The sequence below is a fragment of the Kordia sp. genome (assembly GCF_045105435.1).
GTDB lineage: Bacteria > Bacteroidota > Bacteroidia > Flavobacteriales > Flavobacteriaceae > Kordia.
The window spans coordinates 1-20691 of record NZ_JBGCDL010000339.1; the positions used below are offsets into that span (position 1 = coordinate 1).

Sequence of the window (20691 nt, forward strand, 5' to 3'; positions counted from 1 at the left end):
CGGGCGACTTTTTAGTTGAGAATTTCCCGTCTTGGGAGGAGAAATATGTTAATTTAACCGCCTTTGCAATTACTTTTATTGTAATTTTAATAGCTGTTACCATGGCTGGAAAGTTGTTGACTAAAGTTGCCGATTTTGCTGCACTTGGTATTTTGAATAAAATTTTAGGTGGCGCTTTTGGCGGATTGAAAATGGCAGTGATTACAGGAGCCGCTTTGGTATTTTTTGAACGTACCAATAACACTATGGAGTTTGTGGAACAAGACAAGATTGATGGATCTGCATTGTATGAACCTGTAAAAGAAATTGGCGGATTTGTGTTTGCCTATGTGTTAGAAGAGACTAATAAGAATGGTACACTAGATTCATTTAAAACTAGCAAAACTAAGCAAGCAGACGAAAAGAAAGCACAGGAAAACGATTTAAAAGACATTGAAGAAAATGAAAATTAATTAGGTATGTGTGAAAAATGTGTAAACCCTGAAATTAAGCATCTTAATGATGAAGATAGCATCAAACCTTTTCAAAAGAAGTTGAATGTAACGGCTTTGAAAGGAAAATTAAAAAAACTTACTTCTAATCAAAAATAGATCGTTTAAAATACATTTATAATTCATGTGTCAACATTGCTCAAGTTTTGCGACAGAACGTTTTTTTTCGGACCAGGATTTTGCTGCGTTTGAAAAAGCCTTTGAAAAAAAGTCTTTAGACGGCACTTTTATTCGTGTTGTAAATTCAAATCAGCTTTCGCAAAGTTCACAAGAAACTACATTTGAGTGTACATATTGTCATACCGATTGGGTATTGTCTGCACCAAATGGAGACTGGCAGGGTTTCTTTTTACCCAACGATCGACTTACAGAGTATGACGAATATGAATACGACTCTCCTAAAAACGACAATAATGTTTTTCGAGCAAACTTTAACGGGAATAAAGGAAATTGCGGTTGCTGTTTAGTATTTTTTCTTTTGTTTGTAGGAGCTCTTTTTTACGGAATATACAGCATATTCGATTTTATATTGGATTTGTTGTTTTGATCGTTATTTAATGAAGATATAGCAAGTAAATCCATATACTTCCACAACCGTTTGTAAAAAATAATTAACAAATATCTTTCTAAATAAAAGATTTTGCCTAATTTACAGTGCTGTTTTATATAAAAGCAATCCCACAATTGATCTTGTAGAATATAGCCAAAAAAACTCAATCAAGATTTAAAAGTAAACTAATTTAAAACCTTCATACAATATGAAAAAAACAATCCTATTAATTACACTTATATCATTTTTTATGGTAAGTTGCGGCGGTTCTATCGAAAGTGATGTTGCAAAACTAGTAGATTTACAATGCCAAGCAATGGGCTTACAAAAGAAAGCAATGGATGGTGATAAATCTGTAATGGAGCAAGGTAAAAAACTTGCAGAAGAAATGCAGGAATTGACCAAAGAATTCGAAAAAAAGTATGCTAATGATGAACAGAAAGAGGCATTTAAAAAAGCTGCTGAAAAGGCTATGAAAGAAGCAGATTGCCTTAAATAATATACACTATATTATAATATAAAACCCGCTAAACTTAAACGTTTAGCGGGTTTTATATGTTTTATAAGCTGTTTTTTTACTGATTGTAAGTAGAATTAGTTCATTTTAATTCAAGTTATAAATGTAATTTCCATGATACTATTATCAAAAAAGCAGCAAAATATTCTCATAAAAGAAAGATTTTATCTATTTTTAGATATTACTTTACGTGAAAAAGTATGTTTTATGTAATTATTTACAATTGATCTTAGAAGAGTATAGCCACAATGAACCCAAATCAAGATTTAAAAAGTAACCTAATTTAAACCCTTCATAGAACATGAAAAAAACAATTCTATTAGCAAGTATACTTGTATCATTTTTTATGACAAGTTGTGGCAATTCTATTAAAAGTGATGTAGCCAAGTTAACAGACATGCAATGCCAAATGATGAAATTAAAGGATAAAGCAATGGCTGGCGAAAAATCTGCAGAAGAAGAACTCAAAAAACTAGATGAAAAAATAATCGCTTTTAGTAAAGAATTGAAGGAAAAGCATTCTTCTGATGCACAAAAAAAGGAGTTTCAAGAAGCGCTAGATAAAGCTGTAAAAGAAAAAGGCTGCGCTAGTACTTTTGATACGGAAGTAAATCAAATCGCTGAAATGCAATGTCAAGGTATAAAACTATCGAAAAAAGCGATGGCAGGTGACAAAGATGCACAAGCTGAGCTTAAAGAATTAGGCGAAAAAATGATGGCTTTAGGGAAAGATCTTAAAGAAAAATACTACCCTACTAAAGAACAAAAAAAGAAATTTCAAGAAGCTTTAGATAAAGTTATGAAAGCAAAAGGTTGTGAATACTAATACTTCTTATAACTTTAATATGTAGTATTAAAAACTATACAATAAAAACCCGCTAAGCATATTAAGTTTAGCGGGTTTTCTGTGTTTAATAATCTACTTTTTTCAACTTTATTTTGATGTTTGTTTTATTGATTGTAAGTAGAATTTGTTCATTTTGAATTCAAGTTATAATTGTAATTTCCATGATACTATTATCAAAAAAGCAGCAAAATATTCTCATAAAAGAAAGATTTTATCTATTTTTAGATATTACTTTACGTGAAAAAGTATGTTTTATGTAATTATTTACAATTGATCTTAGAAGAATATAGCCACAATGAACCCAAATCAAGATTTAAAAGTAAACTAATTTAAACCCTTCATATAATATGAAAAAAACAATTCTATTCACAATCGCATTCGTATCATTTTTTATAGTAAGTTGCGGAACTCCTTTTGAAAATGATGTAAAAAAACTAGCAGATTTACAGTGTAAATTAGAGAAGCTAGAGAAAAAAGAAAAACCAGCCGCTGAAGATCTAAAGCTTATGAAAGAAACAGAAACTTTAGCCAAAAAAATTGTAGATAAGTACACTTCCGATGATGATCAAATGAAACTTTTAGAAGCTTTAGAGAAAGCTGTTAAAGAAATGGACTGCGATTAAACAACGTACTACATGAGTTATTGTATATAAAAAAAGCCTTCAAACGACTACAAGTTTAAAGGCTTTTTTTAGTTATATTTTTTTAAACGGTATCCTCCACATTTGCTTTAATCCATTGCAGGCAATCTTCAAAATTATCATAACAATCTTCTTCCGGAATTAAATCAGGAATGATATCTATTCGTTCCATCATGTAGCGTGGTTGTTTTGGAATGTTCACAAATAAAACTTTGCGATCTGCACTTTTTAAATCTACCAAAATATCTTCTAAAGTATAGAGTCCAGATTGATCAACATATTGCATTCTTCCCATTCTAATAATCACAGTTCGGGCTGTATCTGGCAATTGTTTTGCCAACGCTTGAATTTCACTCGTAGAACCAAAGAACAAAGGTCCTTTTATGTGTTTGATAAATACTTCTTCTTTTAAATTTTCAGGGAAATCAATTTCATCTTCCCAAGCTTCTTCACGCAAGGTTTTAATATCTGAACCTTTTGCGGTAATGTCTCCAATTTTCTTCATAAACATCAGCGAAGCAATCACCAATCCGATTCCTACAGCATAGATTAAATCCCAAAAAGTTGACAATCCAAGAACAATTAGCATAATTAATACTTCCGAACTTAGTCTTAAAGGTCCTAATTTAATGTCTTTTGGTAAACTTGGAATGGCTCTTAAACCTTTATAATCCATCACGCCAATTCCGACAGTTACTAAAATTCCTGCCAATACTGCTGCTGGAATTTTTGAAGCAACCGGACCTAATCCTAAGAGGATTATCAATAATAAAACACCGGCAATCATTCCTGAGAGTTTAGTTTTTCCTCCAGAATTGATATTCACTACCGTACGAATGGTTGCTCCTGCGCCTGGAATTCCTCCAAAAATAGCCGCAATAGAATTTCCAATTCCTTGTCCAACCAATTCTTTGTTTGGCTTGTGCTTCGTTTTGGTCATATTATCTGCTACAACACTCGTCAACAAGGAATCTATCGCACCTAAAAGTGCTAAAGTTAAGGCTGTAAATATATAAGGTGTGATAGTTCCGAAGCTAAATTCGGTAATAATTTCAAGGTTTGGCTTTGGGAAATTTCCTGTAATTTGGTCAATAGTTTGATAGTTTAGATTGAAAGCAAACGCAATTCCCGACATGACTACAAGTGCTACCAATGTACTCGGAACCGCTTTTGTAATCCGCTTGAAACCGTAAATAATGAAAATAGCTCCTAAAGCAAGTATTACTTCTAACCATAGTGATTTCTTTTTTATTGGATCACCTTCTTTGTTCTTCAAAAAACTATACTCAGCTGGATTTTTCAGTTCTTCAATAAGTTTAGTAACAGCACGCGGCATTACTTTTAGCGCACCAATAACTCCCGAAGCTTCGTTTTTTGCAAGTGTTTCTGATTCTCTTAAAATATCATTTTCCGTAATTTTTGAGCCGCGTTCCATGGTTACAGCAATATTTTCCAGCACCAAAATTCCTTCTTTCCGTTCTTCTTTTAAGATATTATCTAAAATAACTTCTTCGGCTCGCGGCCTAAATTTTTCTACGAAAGCTTCATCTTCTTTTGGATAATACCCTATAGATGGTAAAATTTGTGTGATTAATATAATGACACCAATGGCAGTCATAAACCCCGAAACAACAGGATATGGAATGTATTTTATATACTTTCCCAAACCAATAGCACCCAAGCCTATTTGCATTAATCCTGCTAATAAAAAAACGGTTAATATAGCTGGCAAAGCTTTTTTAGGATCTCCATCATTGGCTGCAACGATTCCTGCAATAACAATCATACTTACAGCAGTCATTGGTGCAGTTGGTCCAGAAATTTGCGTATTAGTTCCTCCAAATAAAGCAGCAAAAAAACTGATAAAGATAGCTCCGTACAATCCTGCAGTTGGCCCTAATCCTGAAGAAACTCCAAAAGCCAACGCTAATGGTAAAGCAACAATTCCTGCGGTAATTCCACCAAAAGCATCGCCTTTAATATTAGAAAATAATTTTTTCATAGTTGGTTTCTATATAACCTATACACAAATTGCATATAGTGATTGGTATTGTGGAATATGTGGGTTTCGTACCAAGTACGTAATTTTATTATAATTCGTTGACGTCTTCTGCAACTATCCAACCGATTTTTCCATCAATGAGTTGAATTTTTTTCCAGTTATCTACTGCATCCAACACTTGTACTTTGGTTCCTTCATGCAAAACAAACACGGCATCACTACGCAAGTTTGGTTCTGCTTTTACAGTGGTTTCTTTGGCAAATACAATAGCAGGACGATCTGCCTGTGATTTTCCATATTGTTGGTATGCAATAAAAACTGTTCCTAAGATAAAAAGGAATGCGATAAAACTGAGTAAAAAATAGATTCTTTTTTTCAAACTTTGATACGAAAATTGATATAATAGAAATGAAATTACACATAAAAACCCGCAAATCACTGCAATCCAAGCCCATTGATTGTATGTAAAAGTTCCTGTAATGCCATTTACAAATTTTGAAAGTTGTGTTTTTGGTAATGGCTCAATTGCATCAATAGTCATGTTTTTGGCATACGCCAGATTGTTTAAAACATCTTCATCTTTCGGCGAAAGCTGTAACGCTTTTTCAAAATAGTAAATACTAGGCGCAATCTCGTTACTTTTGTAGTATGCATTTCCAAGATTGTAATATACTGCTGTGGAATGATTTCCTGTTTCTAGGATCGCTTTGTATTGTGCAATGGCTTCAGAAAAGTTTCCTTCATTGTAGGCTTTATTTGCCGTTTCAAATATGGATGTATTTTCCTGTCCGAATACTAGTGTAAGACTAGAAATGAACACGAAAAATAGGTATGTTATCTTAGTTTTCATTTGTTATCTTATTTGTTTGTCAATTTGCGAAATGGTTTGAACAGATTTTTCGTAATCTTTAGTAATTGCAACGTTTGATGCTGGCGTATAGCGTGCAAATTCGCAACTTTCTAACAACGCAATGAAATCAGTAATGGTTTCGTCTTTCACCTTACGTTCTGCCAGTAATTGACTTATTTTTTCTTTACTAAATTCAGATGTTTCTATACTTAGTTTTGCGCGTAAGTAATTGTGCAACGCAGGTTCTAATACTTCATAGAATGCTTCTTTATCGTTTAATTTCTTTTTAGCTGCGGATAAGTATTTTTTCGCCAATCGGTTTGCAGCACGTGTTTTACTTCCTTGAATATCGCTGTCATACGCTCTCTTTTTTCTGCGTACAATTAATATAATCGGAATAAAGAAGAAAGGAACAAATAACAATCCGTAGAACAGATTTGATTTAAAGAAATCTGCTGTTTTCTTCGGTATTAAGTTTGCGTCCGTTTTTAAGAATCGGAATTGTGAACCTGTAGTGGTAATTGCTTGTTTTTGAGTTGAATTTTCATCCTTATTCGCATCAGCTGTAGCTGTATTTAAAGGACCTTCAACGACGTCAATAATAATTTCATTGGACGTTAAGGTTTTGTATTTTTCGTCTGAAGGATCAAAATACGAGAATGACACACTTGGAATTGGATATTTTCCTTTATACTGCGGCACCACTGTATAGCTGTCTGAAATTTTTCCTTGCATACCGCTAATTCGCGTTGTTACACGTTCCTTAAATTCTGGTTCGTATACTTCCAAAGAACTTGGTAATTTTAGTTTTGGCAGCTGAAATAGTTTTAAATTTCCTTTTCCAGATACTTCTACTTTTGCTTGAAGCGACTCGGTAGCATTTAACGAGTTTTTACTAGTCGTTACTGCAAAATTAAAATCGCCCACTGCGCCTGAAAAATCAGCAGGTTTTCCCGCTTTTGGCAATTCTTTTACATCTATGGTTCTACGTACAGATGATACTGTTTTATGAGCCGTTTCGTAACGTCTTCCAAATACATCTCTACGTCGTGTTGGCACAGAAACTTGCAAGTCAATTGAAAAGGGTTCTATTACCTGTTTTCCTATTTTTTGTGGATATAACACATAGCGATTTAGGATGACATACCTATATTGTTCGCCTTTGTAGAGCGTATTTTGAACACGACCTTGCGATTGCATGTTTTGACTCCAAAAGTTATTGAATGTTGGTTTTCCAAGTGGTTTGTAATCGTTTACATTAATTCCTGGCTTTACGTATAATTTGTACGTAACTGTAACAGGTTCGTTTAGGTACGGATCTCCTTTAGATACTTCTGTAATTAAGTGCAAACCTTCGGAAATTACAAAATCAGAATTGTTTCCGTTGCCAGACTGTGCAGTGGCTTTGGTAACCGTAACTTTTACAGGCAAGGTTTTATACGTTTGTCCATCAATTTCAACTTTTGCTTGTTTTATGGTAAACGTTCCTTCGGCTTTTGGCTGTAAAAAATAGGTGTATGTTCTTAGAAATGAACGTCTTCCATTATCCCAAACGTGACTCGTAGATTGAATAGGTCCGCCAACCACACGAAATCCAGTAAAATTTGGCGCGGTAAAATTGTCGCCGTCTTTGTCCATTTCAAAGTCTACTTTCAAACGCTCATTTACGCCCAATTTCTTTTTGCTCACTTTGGCTTCAAAAGTAGCTTGCGCGGCAACAACGCCTGCAAATAGCAAGAAAATGATAGTTGATATATGTACTTTTGTTTTCATCTGTCGCAACGAATTTTCAGTCGTTTTGTATTCTGTTTTTCTAATAATTACCAGTCTTTTTCAGCTTTTACTTTTACGCCTTTCGCCTTTTTCTCGTTCAGTTTGTCTTGTGTTTTCTTTTCAGCATTATTCATTGCTTGCAATAAGCTTTTTACTTGTTGTGGAGACAACTGATTTGGCTTTGGCTGTCGTTGTTGTTGCTTGTTTTTATCGTCTTTTTGGTCGGCTTCGTTTTTACCACTTTTATTGTCTTTCTTTTTCTTTTCTTTTTCCTTGTCGCCTTTACCGTCTTTGTTTTTGTCGTCTTTTCCGCCTTCGTCTTTCTCTTTATCGCCTTTGTCTTCGTTTTTATCTTTTTTATCTTTCTCGTCCTGATCTTTTTTATCTTTCTCTTTTTGATCTTCCTTCTTATCCTTGTCTTTCTTGTCTTTATCGTCTTCTTTCGGAGGATTTTTGTCTAACATATCTTTTGCTAACGCGAAATTGTAACGCGTTTCATCATCTGACGGATTGTTGCGCAATGCTTTTTTGTAGGCTGCTACTGCTTTTTCGTATTCTTTATTGTTCATGAATACATTGCCCATGTTGTGATATGCTTTGTGCTTCTCTACTTTGGTCGTTGCTACTTCAGAAGCTTGCTTGTATCGGTTAAACGCTTCTTCGTAACTTTCATTGTTATAGTAAACATTTCCTAAGTTGTACTTTGCAGCTACATTTTCGCCATCTTTAGAAATTGCTTTTCTATATTCTGCTTCCGCATTAATAAAACTACTGTCTTTTACCGCGTTATTAGCGGCATACGTATAGTTTTTTGAGTCTTTTTTGAATGCTTCATCCTCTTTTTTTTGTGCATACGACACAGAAACCGTGAGCAATACAAGCAATAGATATTTTACGTGTTTCATCTGTTAATATTTTTTATTTTTTTAAGTTCGAAGGAATTCGCAAAAAAACCATTATGGCTTATTTTAGGATCCTTTTTCATTAAATAAATTCAGTTTTTGTAACCATGCTGTTTTTCGTTCTAATAGAAAAACATCTAACAGTAATAAGAAGATTCCCAGTGCAAGAAACCATTGAAATTGGTCTTGGAATTCTGAGAATTTTTTTGCTTCAAATTCTGTTTTATTCATTGTTGATAGTTTGTCGGTTACAAATGCTACTGCTGCTTCTGTAATCGTTCCATCAATATATTCGCCTTCTCCTTCGGAAGCGATTTCTTTTAGTGTTTTTTCGTTTAGTCGGGTAATGACAACTTCGCCTTGTAAGTCGCGTTTGTACGATTCTACAATTCCGCGTCGTTTCAAAGGAATACGTCCACCTTTTGCTGTTCCTACGCCAATTGTATAGGTTTTTATGCCTTCTTTTGTGGCTTCTTCTGCCAATTGTCCTGCGCCACCTGTATGATCTTCTCCATCAGAAATAATGACCAAAACACGATTGGTTTGTTCTACATCGTCATAATAGGTTTTTGCCAAACGTATGGCATCATCAATCGCTGTTCCTTGTGATGATAACATATTTGTATCTAAATTTGACAAGAACATTTTTGCTGCCGAAAAATCGGTTGTAATTGGCAATTGCGGCACGGCTCTTCCCGCGTACGCGATAATTCCGATACGATCACTTCCCAAATTATTGATAATTTCAGAGACAATACGTTTTGCTTTGTCCAATCGGCTTGGTGAAATATCTTCCGCCAACATACTTTTAGATACATCTACGGCAAAGACAATATCGACGCCTTCACGTTTTACGGTTTCTAATTTTGTGCCAATTTTCGGATTTACCAAAGCAACTACTAACGAACCAATTGCCAAACACCAAATGGTGAGTTTTAAAATAGGTTTGAACGTAGATTTCTCTGGACTGAGTCGTTCCAAGAGTTGTTTGTTGGCAAATTTACGTTGTGCACTTCGTTTCCAGAGCTGCATAAGCACAAATACCAACACCACAATTGGGATGACGATGAGTAAGTAAAAATATTTTTTTTCTTCTAACATACGTTAATTTTCCATCAATTGGTTTGCAAATTTAGTGATGCGTTGCGTCACTTCTTGCGTTATTTTTTTATTTTCAATCCATGTATGCATATCTCCAAGATACTGCATCCCTAAATAGTTTGCACTTTCTGTAAAAGGCATTTGAAATCCTTTTTTTATTTCTTGATCTGAACCACAACTTAACATGCCCATTTTTTTTCCGCACAAGCGTCTTCCAATTTCTTTTTCTTGAAATAGAAAGTCCGATATTCTATCAAAAAACACTTTTAGTACGCCGCTCATGGTGTACCAATAAATTGGCGTTGCAAATACGAAGGTTTCATAGTTTGCTGTTATTTTTTTGAACAGCGCATTGAAATCGTCTTCGTTTTTTAATTCGTAATCAAAATGATTGATTGTATAGTCTTTCAAATCAATTACATCAAATTTTGTCAGTTTTTGAAGCTGAGAAACAATGGCATGTGTGTTTCCGTTACTTCACGAACTTCCAATAATTATGACACCTTTTGCACTCATTTTTATATAAAACTTCTAAATACCGTTTTGCGTAATAGGATTTCTATCAATAATAAAATTCCTGCAAAAAATACAAATATTCGGAATTTCTCTTCATAGTTTGTATATCGGAATTCTTCGATTTCTGTTTTTTCTAATTTGTTAATTTCTTCATAGATTCCTGCTAATTTTTTAGTATTGTCAGCTCTAAAATATTTTCCTCCAGTGGTTTTAGCAATTTCCTTTAATAGCTTTTCATCAATTTTCACTTGCATGCTTCTATATAAAAAGGTTCCATCAGGATTTATGGAAACTGGCGTGGAAGCCATTCCGTTGGTTCCAATTCCTATAGTATATGTTTTTATGCCATATTCTAGTGCTAATTCGGCTGCAATTTGCGGTTCAATGAATCCTGCATTGTTTTCACCATCTGTTAATAATATGATGACTTTGCTTTTGGCTTTGCTATCTTTTAAACGGTTTACCGAAGTTGCCAATCCCATTCCAATGGCAGTTCCACCAGTTAATTCGCCATGCTTGTATTTGATACTTTTTAGTGCATTTTGAATGATGTTTTTATCCGTTGTAATTGGCGTTTTGGTAAAACTTTCTCCTGCGTATACTACCAATCCAATTCGGTCACTTGGTCTTCCATCAATAAATTCGGATGCAACTCTTTTTAAAGCAATTAATCGATTTGGTTTTAAGTCTTTCGATAACATACTTGCCGAAACGTCGATTGCCATTACAATATCAATTCCTTTGTTGGTTTTGACTCTGGTTGATACTTCTTTCGTTTGCGGTCGTGCCAATGCTGTAATTAATGCTGCCAACGCTAACATGCGCAACGCAAAAAGTATTGGTTTTAGTTTTGGTAATATGCTTTGTTTTACTTTAAATCCTTGTATGCTTGACATTTTTACGTCTGCCAATTGCTTGGGTTTTTTCCATATATACCAAGCTATTGCTAAAGGAATAACCAATAGCAACCAAAATAATTGTGGATGTGCAAATGTATAATTATCTATCATTTTTCTTTTCTATTAGCGCGATAGAACTTAATATTCGATCAACAATTTTTTTTCCGTCTTCATCGTATTCTGTATACATCATTATCAATACTTGTACGCCACGTCCTTCTTCAAATATGTAGGCTTCATACGCTCTATCTTGTGTACTACTGAACGGACTTAGGTCATCGACAAAAATTCCTGATCCGTACATTTTGAGTCCTTTGATTCCTGTTGACGACTCGTATTCGTCATATTTTACAATGAGTTTTTTAGCGCCGTCTGCTTCTAATTTCTTTAGCATTTTTTCTGCAATGCCATCTAAAGTGATTTCTGGTTTTTGCTTAAATGTTGTGACTTCCAAGTCTACTGAAAATGGTGCTAAATGACTTTGATAGCTATATATTTCTGTTTCAGATGTTAATGGAATTGTATCTTTGACTTTTAGCGGTGTCATTCGTTTCAGCACTTTTGGAGTGGAAATGGTAAAGTCGGATGTTCCGTATTTACTCGTTACCCATTCATCTTCCAATAAATCGCTCATAGAATGTCCTACATACGTATTTTCTTTTACGTATTCTAAAGTTGCATATCCTATTAATCCACCAAAAGCGATAATCATTGCCACAACACCAATAACCGTGTTTCTGAAACGTTGTTTTTTACGTTGTTCTTCAATCAGTTTTAGTTTGTATTCTTCGTCTTTTCGCAATTCTTCATCTGAGATTTCAGGAATTGCATCTTTGGTTTCAACAACAATGTTTTCTACCAAATTACGATCGGCTTTGATGATATTGTCATCAGGTTTAGATTTTGCAAATTTTACCAAATCGGCCGTTTGCAATACATTTTTTAGATTTTTGATAGTATCATCTTTTAAATCTAAATAACCTGCATTTTTTTGTGCTTCTATTTTACGAATGAGTTCGGCAGTTGTACTTTCCAAAGCATCAATTCGTACTTCTTCTTCTATGTATTGACGCACAATATTTGTGAGTTCTGAATAGTAATCTTTGTATTCTGAATTTAGTAATAGTTTCGATTTGTCTAATTCATTTAATTGTAATAAAGCACGATCGTACGGAGGAATTTCCGCTTTTTTCTTTTTCTTCTTTTTTGCTTTCAGTTGAAAAACAAAGAAGTAGAAATATGCACCAAATAGCGCCAATAATCCTAAAACGATTAAAAGGTAAATCCACCACGTACTACTCGCTTTTTCGACCGCCGTTATTTTTTTGATGTCAAACATTTTCTGCTTGAGCGTATCTACGACCACATCCGCCACAGCGACACGAATAGAATCGGTAAAATATGGCTTGTTGTTAATGAGTATTTTTTGCTTTGGAATGAAATACGTGCCGGAGTCAAATTGCGTAACACCGTATTTTTTGATGAGACTGTATTTTGCATTTTTCTTTACAGTATCGGTTTTGTAGGCTTCCAATAGTTCCAATGGCATAAAGCTATTGTTGGCTTCCGGAAAAACTACCGTAGCCGAAGTATCTGCTTCTACTTGAATAGAAAGCTTGATTTCTTCACCAATTTTTATGTGTGTTGAATCGACAACGGCTTCCACTTTTTGTGCAGATGCTATTGTGGTGAATAGAAAAAAGAAAAGCATCCAAAAAGTACACATTCGCAATGATGCTTTTGCAACTTTGGATCGTTGTAATTTTTCATTCATAATTCTTACTTCTTTATTCATAATTCGCTTTAGCCTCTTCTTTTAAAATAGCCAAGTAGTTTTTTTACATAGCTTTCGTCTACGCTTGCACTAATGGTACCTGCGCCGCTTCTTGAAAATAATTCTTGGAAGTATTTTACTTTGCCTCTGTAATATTTTGTGTAATTGTTTCTGACCGTTTTTGAACCTGTATTGACCAACATGGTTTCACCTGTTTCGCTATCGAGCATTTGTACGATTCCTAAGTTTGGAATGGTTTCTTCGCGTTCGTCATAGATACGAATTCCTGTTAAATCGTGCTTTTTTGCTGCAATTTTCAGCGTTTGTTCGTATTCATCTGCAATAAAATCTGAAAGAATAAAGACAATTGCCTTTTTCTTCATAACGCTTGATAAGAATTTTAATGCTTGCGAAACGTCTGTTTGTGTACTTTTTGGTTTAAACTCTAATAGTTCGCGAATAATACGCAATACATGCGATTTTCCTTTTTTCGGTGGAATGAACAATTCGATATCGTCTGAAAATAGAATCAATCCGACTTTATCATTGTTCTGCATTGCAGAGAAAGCAAGTGTTGCCGAAATTTCCGTGATGGTTTCGTTTTTAAATTGCGAATTTGTTCCAAAAAGTTCAGATCCAGAAATATCTACCATTAACATCATGGTGAGTTCGCGTTCTTCCTCAAATACTTTTATATAAGGTTCATTGTAGCGTGCCGTTACATTCCAATCAATATTTCGTACATCATCACCAAATTGATACTGACGCACTTCGCTAAACGTCATTCCACGACCTTTGAAAGTAGAGTGATATTCTCCTCCAAAAATATGATCGCTCAGTCGGCGCGTTTTAATTTCTATTTTCCGTACTTTTTTAAGTAACTCTTTCGTATCCATTTTTTCAGTATGCAGTGTTCAGTATTAAGTATACAGTGAACGGTAAACAGTTTTTAGTTCGTTTATAAAGTAGTTACAATTGTTATTTGATAGAAAACTCATAACTCACTACTCATAACTCACAACTTTTTAAGGTACTTCAATTTCGTTTACAATCTTGTTGATGATTTCTTCGGAAGTAATGTTTTCGGCTTCTGCTTCATAGGTAATTCCGATTCTGTGGCGCAATACATCGTGTACAACAGCACGTACATCTTCTGGGATTACGTAACCTCTTCGTTTGATGAATGCAAAACATTTAGCAGCATTTGCTAGGTTGATACTTCCACGAGGCGACGCTCCAAAACTGATTAATGGTTTTAAGTCTTCTAATTTGTATTTTTCTGGATAACGTGTAGCAAAGATGATATCTAAAATATATCTTTCAATTTTTTCGTCCATGTACACATCTTTTACCGCTTCTTGCGCTTTTAAGATTTGTGCTACAGAAACGACAGGGTTTACTTTTTCAAAGCTTCCTTTTAAATTGGCACGCATGATGATTTGTTCTTCATCCATTTTAGGATAATCGATCACAACTTTCAACATAAAACGATCCACTTGAGCTTCTGGCAACGGATACGTTCCTTCTTGTTCTACAGGGTTTTGTGTTGCCATTACTAAGAAAGGTTTATCCAATATAAACGTTTCATCACCAATGGTTACTTGCTTTTCCTGCATCGCTTCTAACAGAGCCGATTGCACTTTAGCTGGTGCACGGTTGATCTCATCTGCCAAGACAAAATTTGCAAAAATAGGTCCTTTACGAATAGAGAAATCATTCTCTTTCATGTTGTAAATCATGGTTCCTACAACATCTGCCGGAAGTAAATCGGGCGTAAACTGAATTCTGCTAAAACTCCCTTGCACAGCTTTACTTAACGTGTTAATTGCTAATGTTTTTGCCAATCCGGGAACACCTTCTAATAAGATGTGTCCTTTTCCAAGCAAACCAATTAACAAACGTTCTACCATGTGCTTTTGTCCAACGATTACTTTGTTGATTTCCATCGTAAGTAAATCGATAAAGGCACTTTCTTTTTCAATTTTTTCGTTAATAGCTCTAATATCTATTGTCTCTTCCATTTAGGTACTTTTTTGAGGCGTGAATTTACTAATCACATTTGAACGATGCAAATTGTTAAAATTATTCGTTTATTGCTGTTAATAATTGGTTAAAATATTTAGGATATTTATATATTGAAGCCTTTAAAACTCAAAAGTACGGAAGATCAATGAAGATCTCCTTTTTTTGTTGATAACTTAAAGCCTTACAGTTGCTTCGTTCACAGATTGTATTGCTTTTTTTTGAATTGGAATTTATGGAATTATCAGTACTGGATTACAGCCTTATTTTTGGATTTTTTGCGATTGTTTTAGGAATTGGAATTTATGTTTCAAAAACTTCTGGGAAAAATAGTACCGAATATTTTTTATCGGGACGAAATATGCCTTGGTGGATTTTAGGAGTTTCCATGGTTGCTACTACTTTTTCAACCGATACGCCAAACTTTGTGACAGATATTGTTCGTAAAGATGGTGTTTCTTCCAATTGGCAATGGTGGGCTTTTTTAATTACAGGATTGTTGACCGTTTTTGTGTATGCAAAATTGTGGCGGAAATCAAATGTTAAAACAGATATTGAATTTTACGAATTGCGCTATGGCGGAAAACCTGCAAAATTTCTTAGAGGATTTCGTGCAGTTTATTTAGGCGTTGTCTTTAACATATTTGCAATGGCTGGAGTTACACTTGCTGCCATAAAAATTGGTGGCGTTATGTTAGGATTACAACCTTGGGAAACCATATTATACGCAGGAACTATAACTGTAGTCTTTAGTGCAATTGGTGGGTTTAAAGGTGTAATTTACACAGATTTTCTATTATTTTTTGTAGCAATGGCTGGTGCTATTGGTGCTGCATATTACTCAGTAAACTTAGTTGGTGGATTAGATGTTTTAATTACACATGAAAATGTAGTTGATAAACTTAATATTTTACCTGATTTTAATGATAAAAAAGCACTTATTACCTTGCTAGTAATTCCACTTGCCGTACAATGGTGGAGTTCATGGTTTCCAGGAGCAGAACCTGGTGGTGGTGGTTATATTGCACAACGAATGTTAGCAGCCAAAGACGAAAATCATGCTATTGGTGCAACTTTCTTCTTTAATATTATGCATTACGCTTTGCGTCCGTGGCCATGGATTATAGTTGCTTTAGCTTCTTTAATTGTTTTTCCAAATATTGCGAGTATTCAAGAAGCATTTCCAAATATTCCTGCCAATAAATTAGGACACGATTTAGCATATTCTGCCATGTTAACCAAATTGCCAAGCGGATTGTTAGGTTTGGTATTGGCTTCTTTGATAGCTGCGTACATGTCTACCATTTCAACACACTTAAATTGGGGTTCCTCTTATATTGTGAATGATTTTTACAAACAAACAATTAATAAAAATGCTTCCGAAAAAGAATTGGTGAATGTGGGGCGAATTTCTACCGTGGTTTTGATGATTTTTAGTGCGATTTTTGCGTTGTTTCTACAAAATGCCAAACAACTTTTTGATATTATTATCATGTTTGGAGCAGGAACTGGATTGATTTTTATTTTACGATGGTTTTGGTGGCGAATTAATGCTTGGAGTGAAATATCAGCTATGATTGCTTCTGGAATTATTTCTATTTTATTTAAATTGACTGTTGTGGGCGAAATTATGTTTACACATACAAAGGAAGTCACAGAAAAAGTTATTATTGATTGGATACCAAATCACATACAATTTTGGATACCAAATTATGAAGAATCTCCTTTAATACTTTCTATTACCAAAAACGAAACTGTAATCGGCTGGATGCCAGAATATATGCAATTCCCATTAGTTGTTCTGATTACAACTATTATTTGGGTTTCAGTTACTTTTATGACACAACCTGAAACGAAAGAAACCTTATTCAATTTTTATAAAAAAATACAACCTGGCGGACCAGGCTGGAATAAAACAATTGCAGAAGCGAAAGCTGATAATGTAGAAATTGTAACGGATAAAGAACCTTGGAATCTTCCTTCGGGAATTTTAGCCATGTTGGTGGCAATGATTTTTATTTACAGTATTATGTTTGCTACAGGCTATTGGATTTATGGAAAAACGACTTTAGCACTAAGTTTAACAGTTGTTGCCATTACTTCAGGTTTTATTTTAACACGACTTTGGAAGAAAATTAGAACGTCGGTTTTTTAATTTAGACTTCTTAGACCTGATTAGATCGTTAGATTTTTAGACTTGCTTTGCTTCGACAGACTTAGCAAAAGTGCTTTTAGTATCGCTTTCGCTATTGGTATTTTGGCAGTTATGTTTGAAACGGATTTGATACATTGATTTTTAACTTATTTATATCTCGTCACACTGAACTTGACTCAGTGTCACAAAACTAGCATCCTTATTATCATGAGAAGTTGAATCAAGTTCAGCTTGACGTACGAAATAGATTCCTGCCTGCGCAGGAATGACAACGCAAAAAATCAAAAAAATCTAAGAATCTAACATTCCAATAATCTAAATTGTCTGAAACAAATTCGTATTTTTACGATAAAATAATTAGACTTTGAAATCAGAATATTCAAGAATTATAGCAGGAACGATGACCTGGGGAATTTGGGGGAAACAACTCACTACTTCTCAAATGATTGACCTAATGCATCATTGTAAAAATGCAGGAGTTACCACGTTTGATCACGCAGATATTTACGGTGGTTATACTACGGAAGCCGATTTTGGAAACGCATTCGCGCAAAGCGGAATTAATCGCGAAAGCATCGAAATTATTTCAAAATGTGGTATTCAGCATGAAGCGGAAAATCGTCAAAATAAAATTAAACATTACGATTATTCTTCGGAATATATTATTTGGTCTGCCGAAACTTCACTTCAACATTTACAAACCGAATATTTAGATTTGTTATTGTTGCACAGACCAAGTCCGTTGATGCATCCTGATGAAGTTGCCAAAGCGATTGATCAGTTGAAAACACAAGGAAAAATTAAAAATTTTGGCGTTTCTAACTTTACGCCATCACAAATGGAAATGATCGGCACAAAGAATGATATTTCTGCCAATCAGATTCAGTTTTCATTGACCGATTTTGACGCTATGCATAATGGAACGCTCGATTATATGATTACAAATTCTATTTTACCAATGGCGTGGCAACCGTTGGGAAGTGTGTTTCGAGAACAGAATGAGCAAATCTCAAGAATTCATAAAGCATTAGACAATCTTACAGAAAAGTACAATGCAACCAAAGATCAATTGGTGTTGGCTTGGATTTTAAAACATCCTTCAAATGTGCATCCTGTGATTGGAACCACAACGCCTGAACGGATTACAAACGCTGCCAAAGCAACAGAAATTGATTTGTCTTTGGAAGATTGGTTTACGCTTTTGGTGGAAAGTCAAGGACATAAAGTTCCGTGATTTTTAGTATTGAGGTTTTGGATATTAGTATTGAGTTTAATTAAATAGATTCCCGTTTGCACGGGAACAGCTAAAGCAGATGAAAAAAACAGCATTTATTACAGGTGCCACAAGCGGAATTGGACGCGAGATTGCACGCGAATTTGCAAAACATCAATTACGTTTGATTCTTTGCGGACGTAGACAAGAACGTTTGGATGAATTACAAACAGAATTGAGTGCCCACACAGAAGTTCACACATTAACTTTTGATGTGCGTGACAAGGAAAAAGTAGCTGCCGCAGTTGCTTCGTTACCTGCGGATTTTCAAACAATTGACATCTTAATTAATAATGCGGGAAATGCACACGGTTTAGATTCAATTCAAAACGGAAGTTTAGACGATTGGGACGCCATGTTAGATATTAACGTAAAAGGATTATTGTATGTGAGCAACGCCATTATTCCGCAAATGGTGGAAAGAAATGCAGGGCAAATTCTCAATATTGGTTCTACCGCAGGAAAAGAAGTATATCCGAACGGAAATGTATATTGTGCCAGCAAACATGCAGTTGACGCACTGAATCAAGGAATGCGATTGGATTTGAATGCACACGGAATTCGCGTTGGCGCCATAAATCCTGGATTGGTAGAAACCGAGTTTAGTGATGTTCGTTTTAAAGGAGATACCGAACGCGCCGAGAAAGTGTATCAAGGTTTTCAACCCTTAACTCCAAAAGATGTTGCCGAAATCGCATGTTTTGTGGTATCTCGACCTGCACATGTGAATATTGCCGATTTATTAGTGATGTGTACCGCACAAGCTTCGAGTACGATTGTAAAGAAATCGAATTAGGAGATTTTCCAAAAAATAAAAAAGCTTCTCAAAATTGAGAAGCTTTTTGTTTATCTTTCACTTAATTACGTTTCTATACAGAAAGAGGCTTGATTAAGCATTACTTTACAAAAATAGTAAATTTATCTACCATAACAAAATAAACTGACATTTGAAATATTTAAAATTAGAGAAGTTTTTATCTCAACCTAGATTAAATAGATTTTTAATTGCTACAGGAAACTCCAAAACAAAGGCTCAGAAATTATATAGAATTAATTTACGCGTTGCACAGGCATTTTATCCAATATTGAATCTCTTTGAAATTTTTCTCAGGAATGCTATGAATGAACAAATAGCTTCTCATTTTGTAGATTCCAATTGGGTTATTACTGAAAAAAATGGATTTATGAGTGATAATTCCCTTCGTAGTTCAAGATATTTTCTTAAGAATTCAATTATTAAATCAGAGCAAAAAATAAGAAGAATGGGAAGAACTATAACATCTGGAAAAGTAATTGCAGAACAATCTTTCGCATTTTGGACAAGCCTTTTCGATAGGCATCATTACAGACTTTTGAGAGGTTCTATAATTCATTGTTTTCCCAATAAGCCACCTAATGCAAACAGAAATATTATTAATCAAAAGTTAAATAATATTCGAGAGTTTAGAAATCGTATTTATCATAACGAACCTATTTGCTTTACTGGAAATATAATTACTTTTTCCGAAGCTATTACTATTAAAAATGAAATTTACGAATTACTTGAGTGGATGGATTTTGACCTAGTATCATACGTAAGTTATTTTGATTCCATTGATGTTAAGACCGATAAGTTAAATAATTTATGAAAGAAGAATTGTATCAATCATGGCTAAATTTAACATCGAAATATACCGATGATGAATTGCTATTGAATCAACTTTGGAAAGAAATCAAACAACAGTATACTACAAAAAAGCGTCATTATCACAATTTAATTCACCTTGATTATATGTTGCAACTCGCTTCAAACGATCAAGCTGATTTGAATGATTATGATACCTTACAATTCGCTATTTGGTATCACGATAGTATCTACAATGCCACTAAAAGTAACAATGAAGTAAAAAGTGCTGAATTCGCACAAAAACGACTTAAAAAGTTACAAATTGATCCAAAAAAGGCGGAAAATTGTACAAATTTGATCATTTCTACAAAAAAACACGAAATCTTAAACACTCAAAATCAAGATAATGCCTATCTTTTGGACTGGGATTTGGCAATTTTAGGAACAACTTGGGAAAGTTACCTCACATATACTCAAAACATTCGCAAGGAATACTCCATGTTTCCCGATTTTATGTACAAAAAAGGAAGAAAGAAAGTATTGCAGCATTTTCTAACACGTCCACGAATTTATTACACCGAAAAGTATTTCGATTTATGGGAAACCATCGCTAGAGAAAACATTCAAAAAGAACTCACCTTACTATGATTAATAAACGCCTTTTGATTAAAAACTTACTCGCTCATAACGATGAGAATAGTTTTTATGATAAAAAGCGAAAGTTGAATATTGGCGAAAAAGAAGGAAAAGCAAAGTTTTTGAAACATATTTG

19 protein-coding genes and 2 pseudogenes are annotated in these 20691 nt (G+C 34.3%); 11 read left to right on the forward strand and 10 right to left on the reverse strand.

Going from position 1 to position 20691, the window contains the following annotated elements; genetic code table 11:
* From AB8B65_RS17310 to AB8B65_RS17330, 5 genes are all read left to right on the forward strand, one after another.
* The coding region (locus AB8B65_RS17310) for a CvpA family protein (RefSeq protein WP_405302538.1) at positions 1-452 on the forward strand (452 nt) is incomplete at its 5' end.
* 163 nt (positions 453-615) lie between these two features.
* Positions 616-1038: a hypothetical protein gene (locus AB8B65_RS17315; protein ID WP_405302540.1), complete on the forward strand. Its 423-nt coding sequence runs from the start codon at positions 616-618 to the stop codon at positions 1036-1038.
* 211 nt (positions 1039-1249) lie between these two features.
* Positions 1250-1540, forward strand: a complete 291-nt coding sequence (locus AB8B65_RS17320) for a hypothetical protein (protein WP_405302541.1) — start codon at positions 1250-1252, stop codon at positions 1538-1540.
* Positions 1541-1859: 319 nt separating this feature from the next.
* Positions 1860-2384, forward strand: a complete 525-nt coding sequence (locus AB8B65_RS17325) for a hypothetical protein (RefSeq protein ID WP_405302542.1) — start codon at positions 1860-1862, stop codon at positions 2382-2384.
* 368 nt (positions 2385-2752) lie between these two features.
* The gene (locus tag AB8B65_RS17330) at positions 2753-3028 is read left to right on the forward strand and encodes a hypothetical protein (protein WP_405302543.1); all 276 of its coding nucleotides are present in this window, start codon (positions 2753-2755) and stop codon (positions 3026-3028) included.
* A gap of 82 nt (positions 3029-3110) precedes the next feature.
* Here AB8B65_RS17330 and AB8B65_RS17335 read toward each other — a convergent pair whose 3' ends face one another.
* From AB8B65_RS17335 to AB8B65_RS17380, 10 genes and pseudogenes are all read right to left on the reverse strand, one after another.
* Positions 3111-5048, reverse strand: a complete 1938-nt coding sequence (locus tag AB8B65_RS17335) for a SulP family inorganic anion transporter (RefSeq protein WP_405302544.1) — start codon at positions 5046-5048, stop codon at positions 3111-3113.
* 88 nt (positions 5049-5136) lie between these two features.
* The gene (locus tag AB8B65_RS17340) at positions 5137-5898 is read right to left on the reverse strand and encodes a tetratricopeptide repeat protein (RefSeq protein WP_405302545.1); all 762 of its coding nucleotides are present in this window, start codon (positions 5896-5898) and stop codon (positions 5137-5139) included.
* 3 nt (positions 5899-5901) lie between these two features.
* Entirely contained in the window at positions 5902-7671 is a 1770-nt protein-coding gene (locus tag AB8B65_RS17345; RefSeq protein ID WP_405302546.1) for a BatD family protein, read from the reverse strand.
* A 47-nt stretch (positions 7672-7718) separates the two neighbouring features.
* Positions 7719-8576, reverse strand: coding sequence for a tetratricopeptide repeat protein (locus AB8B65_RS17350; protein WP_405302547.1), 858 nt, complete (start codon positions 8574-8576; stop codon positions 7719-7721).
* Between the two features lie 63 nt (positions 8577-8639).
* Positions 8640-9674: a vWA domain-containing protein gene (locus AB8B65_RS17355; protein ID WP_405302548.1), complete on the reverse strand. Its 1035-nt coding sequence runs from the start codon at positions 9672-9674 to the stop codon at positions 8640-8642.
* A gap of 3 nt (positions 9675-9677) precedes the next feature.
* Positions 9678-10136: pseudogene (locus AB8B65_RS17360) on the reverse strand (flavodoxin family protein); the annotation flags it as partial.
* A gap of 56 nt (positions 10137-10192) precedes the next feature.
* The gene (locus AB8B65_RS17365) at positions 10193-11200 is read right to left on the reverse strand and encodes a vWA domain-containing protein (RefSeq protein ID WP_405302549.1); all 1008 of its coding nucleotides are present in this window, start codon (positions 11198-11200) and stop codon (positions 10193-10195) included.
* A complete protein-coding gene (locus AB8B65_RS17370; protein ID WP_405302550.1) occupies positions 11190-12884 on the reverse strand; it encodes a hypothetical protein in 1695 nt (564 codons plus the stop codon). The genes AB8B65_RS17365 and AB8B65_RS17370 overlap by 11 nt, the downstream gene beginning before the upstream one ends.
* Positions 12885-12892: 8 nt before the next feature.
* Positions 12893-13759, reverse strand: a complete 867-nt coding sequence (locus AB8B65_RS17375) for a DUF58 domain-containing protein (protein ID WP_405302551.1) — start codon at positions 13757-13759, stop codon at positions 12893-12895.
* Positions 13760-13888: 129 nt separating this feature from the next.
* Complete coding sequence (locus AB8B65_RS17380; RefSeq protein ID WP_405302552.1) at positions 13889-14884, reverse strand: AAA family ATPase; 996 nt, start codon at positions 14882-14884, stop codon at positions 13889-13891.
* A gap of 236 nt (positions 14885-15120) precedes the next feature.
* On the opposite strand from AB8B65_RS17380, the gene AB8B65_RS17385 reads away from it, so the two are divergent.
* From AB8B65_RS17385 to AB8B65_RS17410, 6 genes and pseudogenes are all read left to right on the forward strand, one after another.
* Positions 15121-17040, forward strand: coding sequence for a sodium:solute symporter family protein (locus AB8B65_RS17385; RefSeq protein ID WP_405302553.1), 1920 nt, complete (start codon positions 15121-15123; stop codon positions 17038-17040).
* Between the two features lie 364 nt (positions 17041-17404).
* Positions 17405-18274 (forward strand): aldo/keto reductase family oxidoreductase, encoded by an 870-nt coding sequence (locus AB8B65_RS17390; RefSeq protein WP_405302554.1) that lies wholly within the window; start codon positions 17405-17407, stop codon positions 18272-18274.
* Positions 18275-18353: 79 nt separating this feature from the next.
* Complete coding sequence (locus AB8B65_RS17395; RefSeq protein ID WP_405302555.1) at positions 18354-19109, forward strand: SDR family NAD(P)-dependent oxidoreductase; 756 nt, start codon at positions 18354-18356, stop codon at positions 19107-19109.
* Positions 19110-19260: 151 nt separating this feature from the next.
* On the forward strand, positions 19261-19941 hold the full coding sequence (locus tag AB8B65_RS17400; RefSeq protein ID WP_405302556.1) for a hypothetical protein: 681 nt from the start codon (positions 19261-19263) through the stop codon (positions 19939-19941).
* Positions 19938-20567, forward strand: coding sequence for a hypothetical protein (locus AB8B65_RS17405; protein WP_405302557.1), 630 nt, complete (start codon positions 19938-19940; stop codon positions 20565-20567). Before AB8B65_RS17400 ends, AB8B65_RS17405 begins: the two co-directional genes overlap by 4 nt.
* Positions 20564-20691 (forward strand): annotated as a pseudogene (locus AB8B65_RS17410) (ATP-binding protein); the annotation flags it as partial. The gene AB8B65_RS17405 and the pseudogene AB8B65_RS17410, both read left to right, overlap by 4 nt.

Bases quoted from the DNA above. Each gene is read 5' to 3' on its own strand.
- AB8B65_RS17385 (WP_405302553.1), top strand. From the start codon at position 15,121: ATGGAATTATCAGTACTGGATTACAGCCTTATTTTTGGATTTTTTGCG.
- AB8B65_RS17340 (WP_405302545.1), bottom strand. From the start codon at position 5,898: ATGAAAACTAAGATAACATACCTATTTTTCGTGTTCATTTCTAGTCTT.
- AB8B65_RS17320 (WP_405302541.1), top strand. From the start codon at position 1,250: ATGAAAAAAACAATCCTATTAATTACACTTATATCATTTTTTATGGTA.
- AB8B65_RS17325 (WP_405302542.1), top strand. From the start codon at position 1,860: ATGAAAAAAACAATTCTATTAGCAAGTATACTTGTATCATTTTTTATG.
- AB8B65_RS17370 (WP_405302550.1), bottom strand. From the start codon at position 12,884: ATGAATAAAGAAGTAAGAATTATGAATGAAAAATTACAACGATCCAAA.
- AB8B65_RS17395 (WP_405302555.1), top strand. From the start codon at position 18,354: ATGAAAAAAACAGCATTTATTACAGGTGCCACAAGCGGAATTGGACGC.
- AB8B65_RS17405 (WP_405302557.1), top strand. From the start codon at position 19,938: ATGAAAGAAGAATTGTATCAATCATGGCTAAATTTAACATCGAAATAT.
- AB8B65_RS17315 (WP_405302540.1), top strand. From the start codon at position 616: ATGTGTCAACATTGCTCAAGTTTTGCGACAGAACGTTTTTTTTCGGAC.
- AB8B65_RS17350 (WP_405302547.1), bottom strand. From the start codon at position 8,576: ATGAAACACGTAAAATATCTATTGCTTGTATTGCTCACGGTTTCTGTG.
- AB8B65_RS17375 (WP_405302551.1), bottom strand. From the start codon at position 13,759: ATGGATACGAAAGAGTTACTTAAAAAAGTACGGAAAATAGAAATTAAA.
- AB8B65_RS17365 (WP_405302549.1), bottom strand. From the start codon at position 11,200: ATGATAGATAATTATACATTTGCACATCCACAATTATTTTGGTTGCTA.
- AB8B65_RS17335 (WP_405302544.1), bottom strand. From the start codon at position 5,048: ATGAAAAAATTATTTTCTAATATTAAAGGCGATGCTTTTGGTGGAATT.
- AB8B65_RS17355 (WP_405302548.1), bottom strand. From the start codon at position 9,674: ATGTTAGAAGAAAAAAAATATTTTTACTTACTCATCGTCATCCCAATT.
- AB8B65_RS17330 (WP_405302543.1), top strand. From the start codon at position 2,753: ATGAAAAAAACAATTCTATTCACAATCGCATTCGTATCATTTTTTATA.
- AB8B65_RS17380 (WP_405302552.1), bottom strand. From the start codon at position 14,884: ATGGAAGAGACAATAGATATTAGAGCTATTAACGAAAAAATTGAAAAA.
- AB8B65_RS17345 (WP_405302546.1), bottom strand. From the start codon at position 7,671: ATGAAAACAAAAGTACATATATCAACTATCATTTTCTTGCTATTTGCA.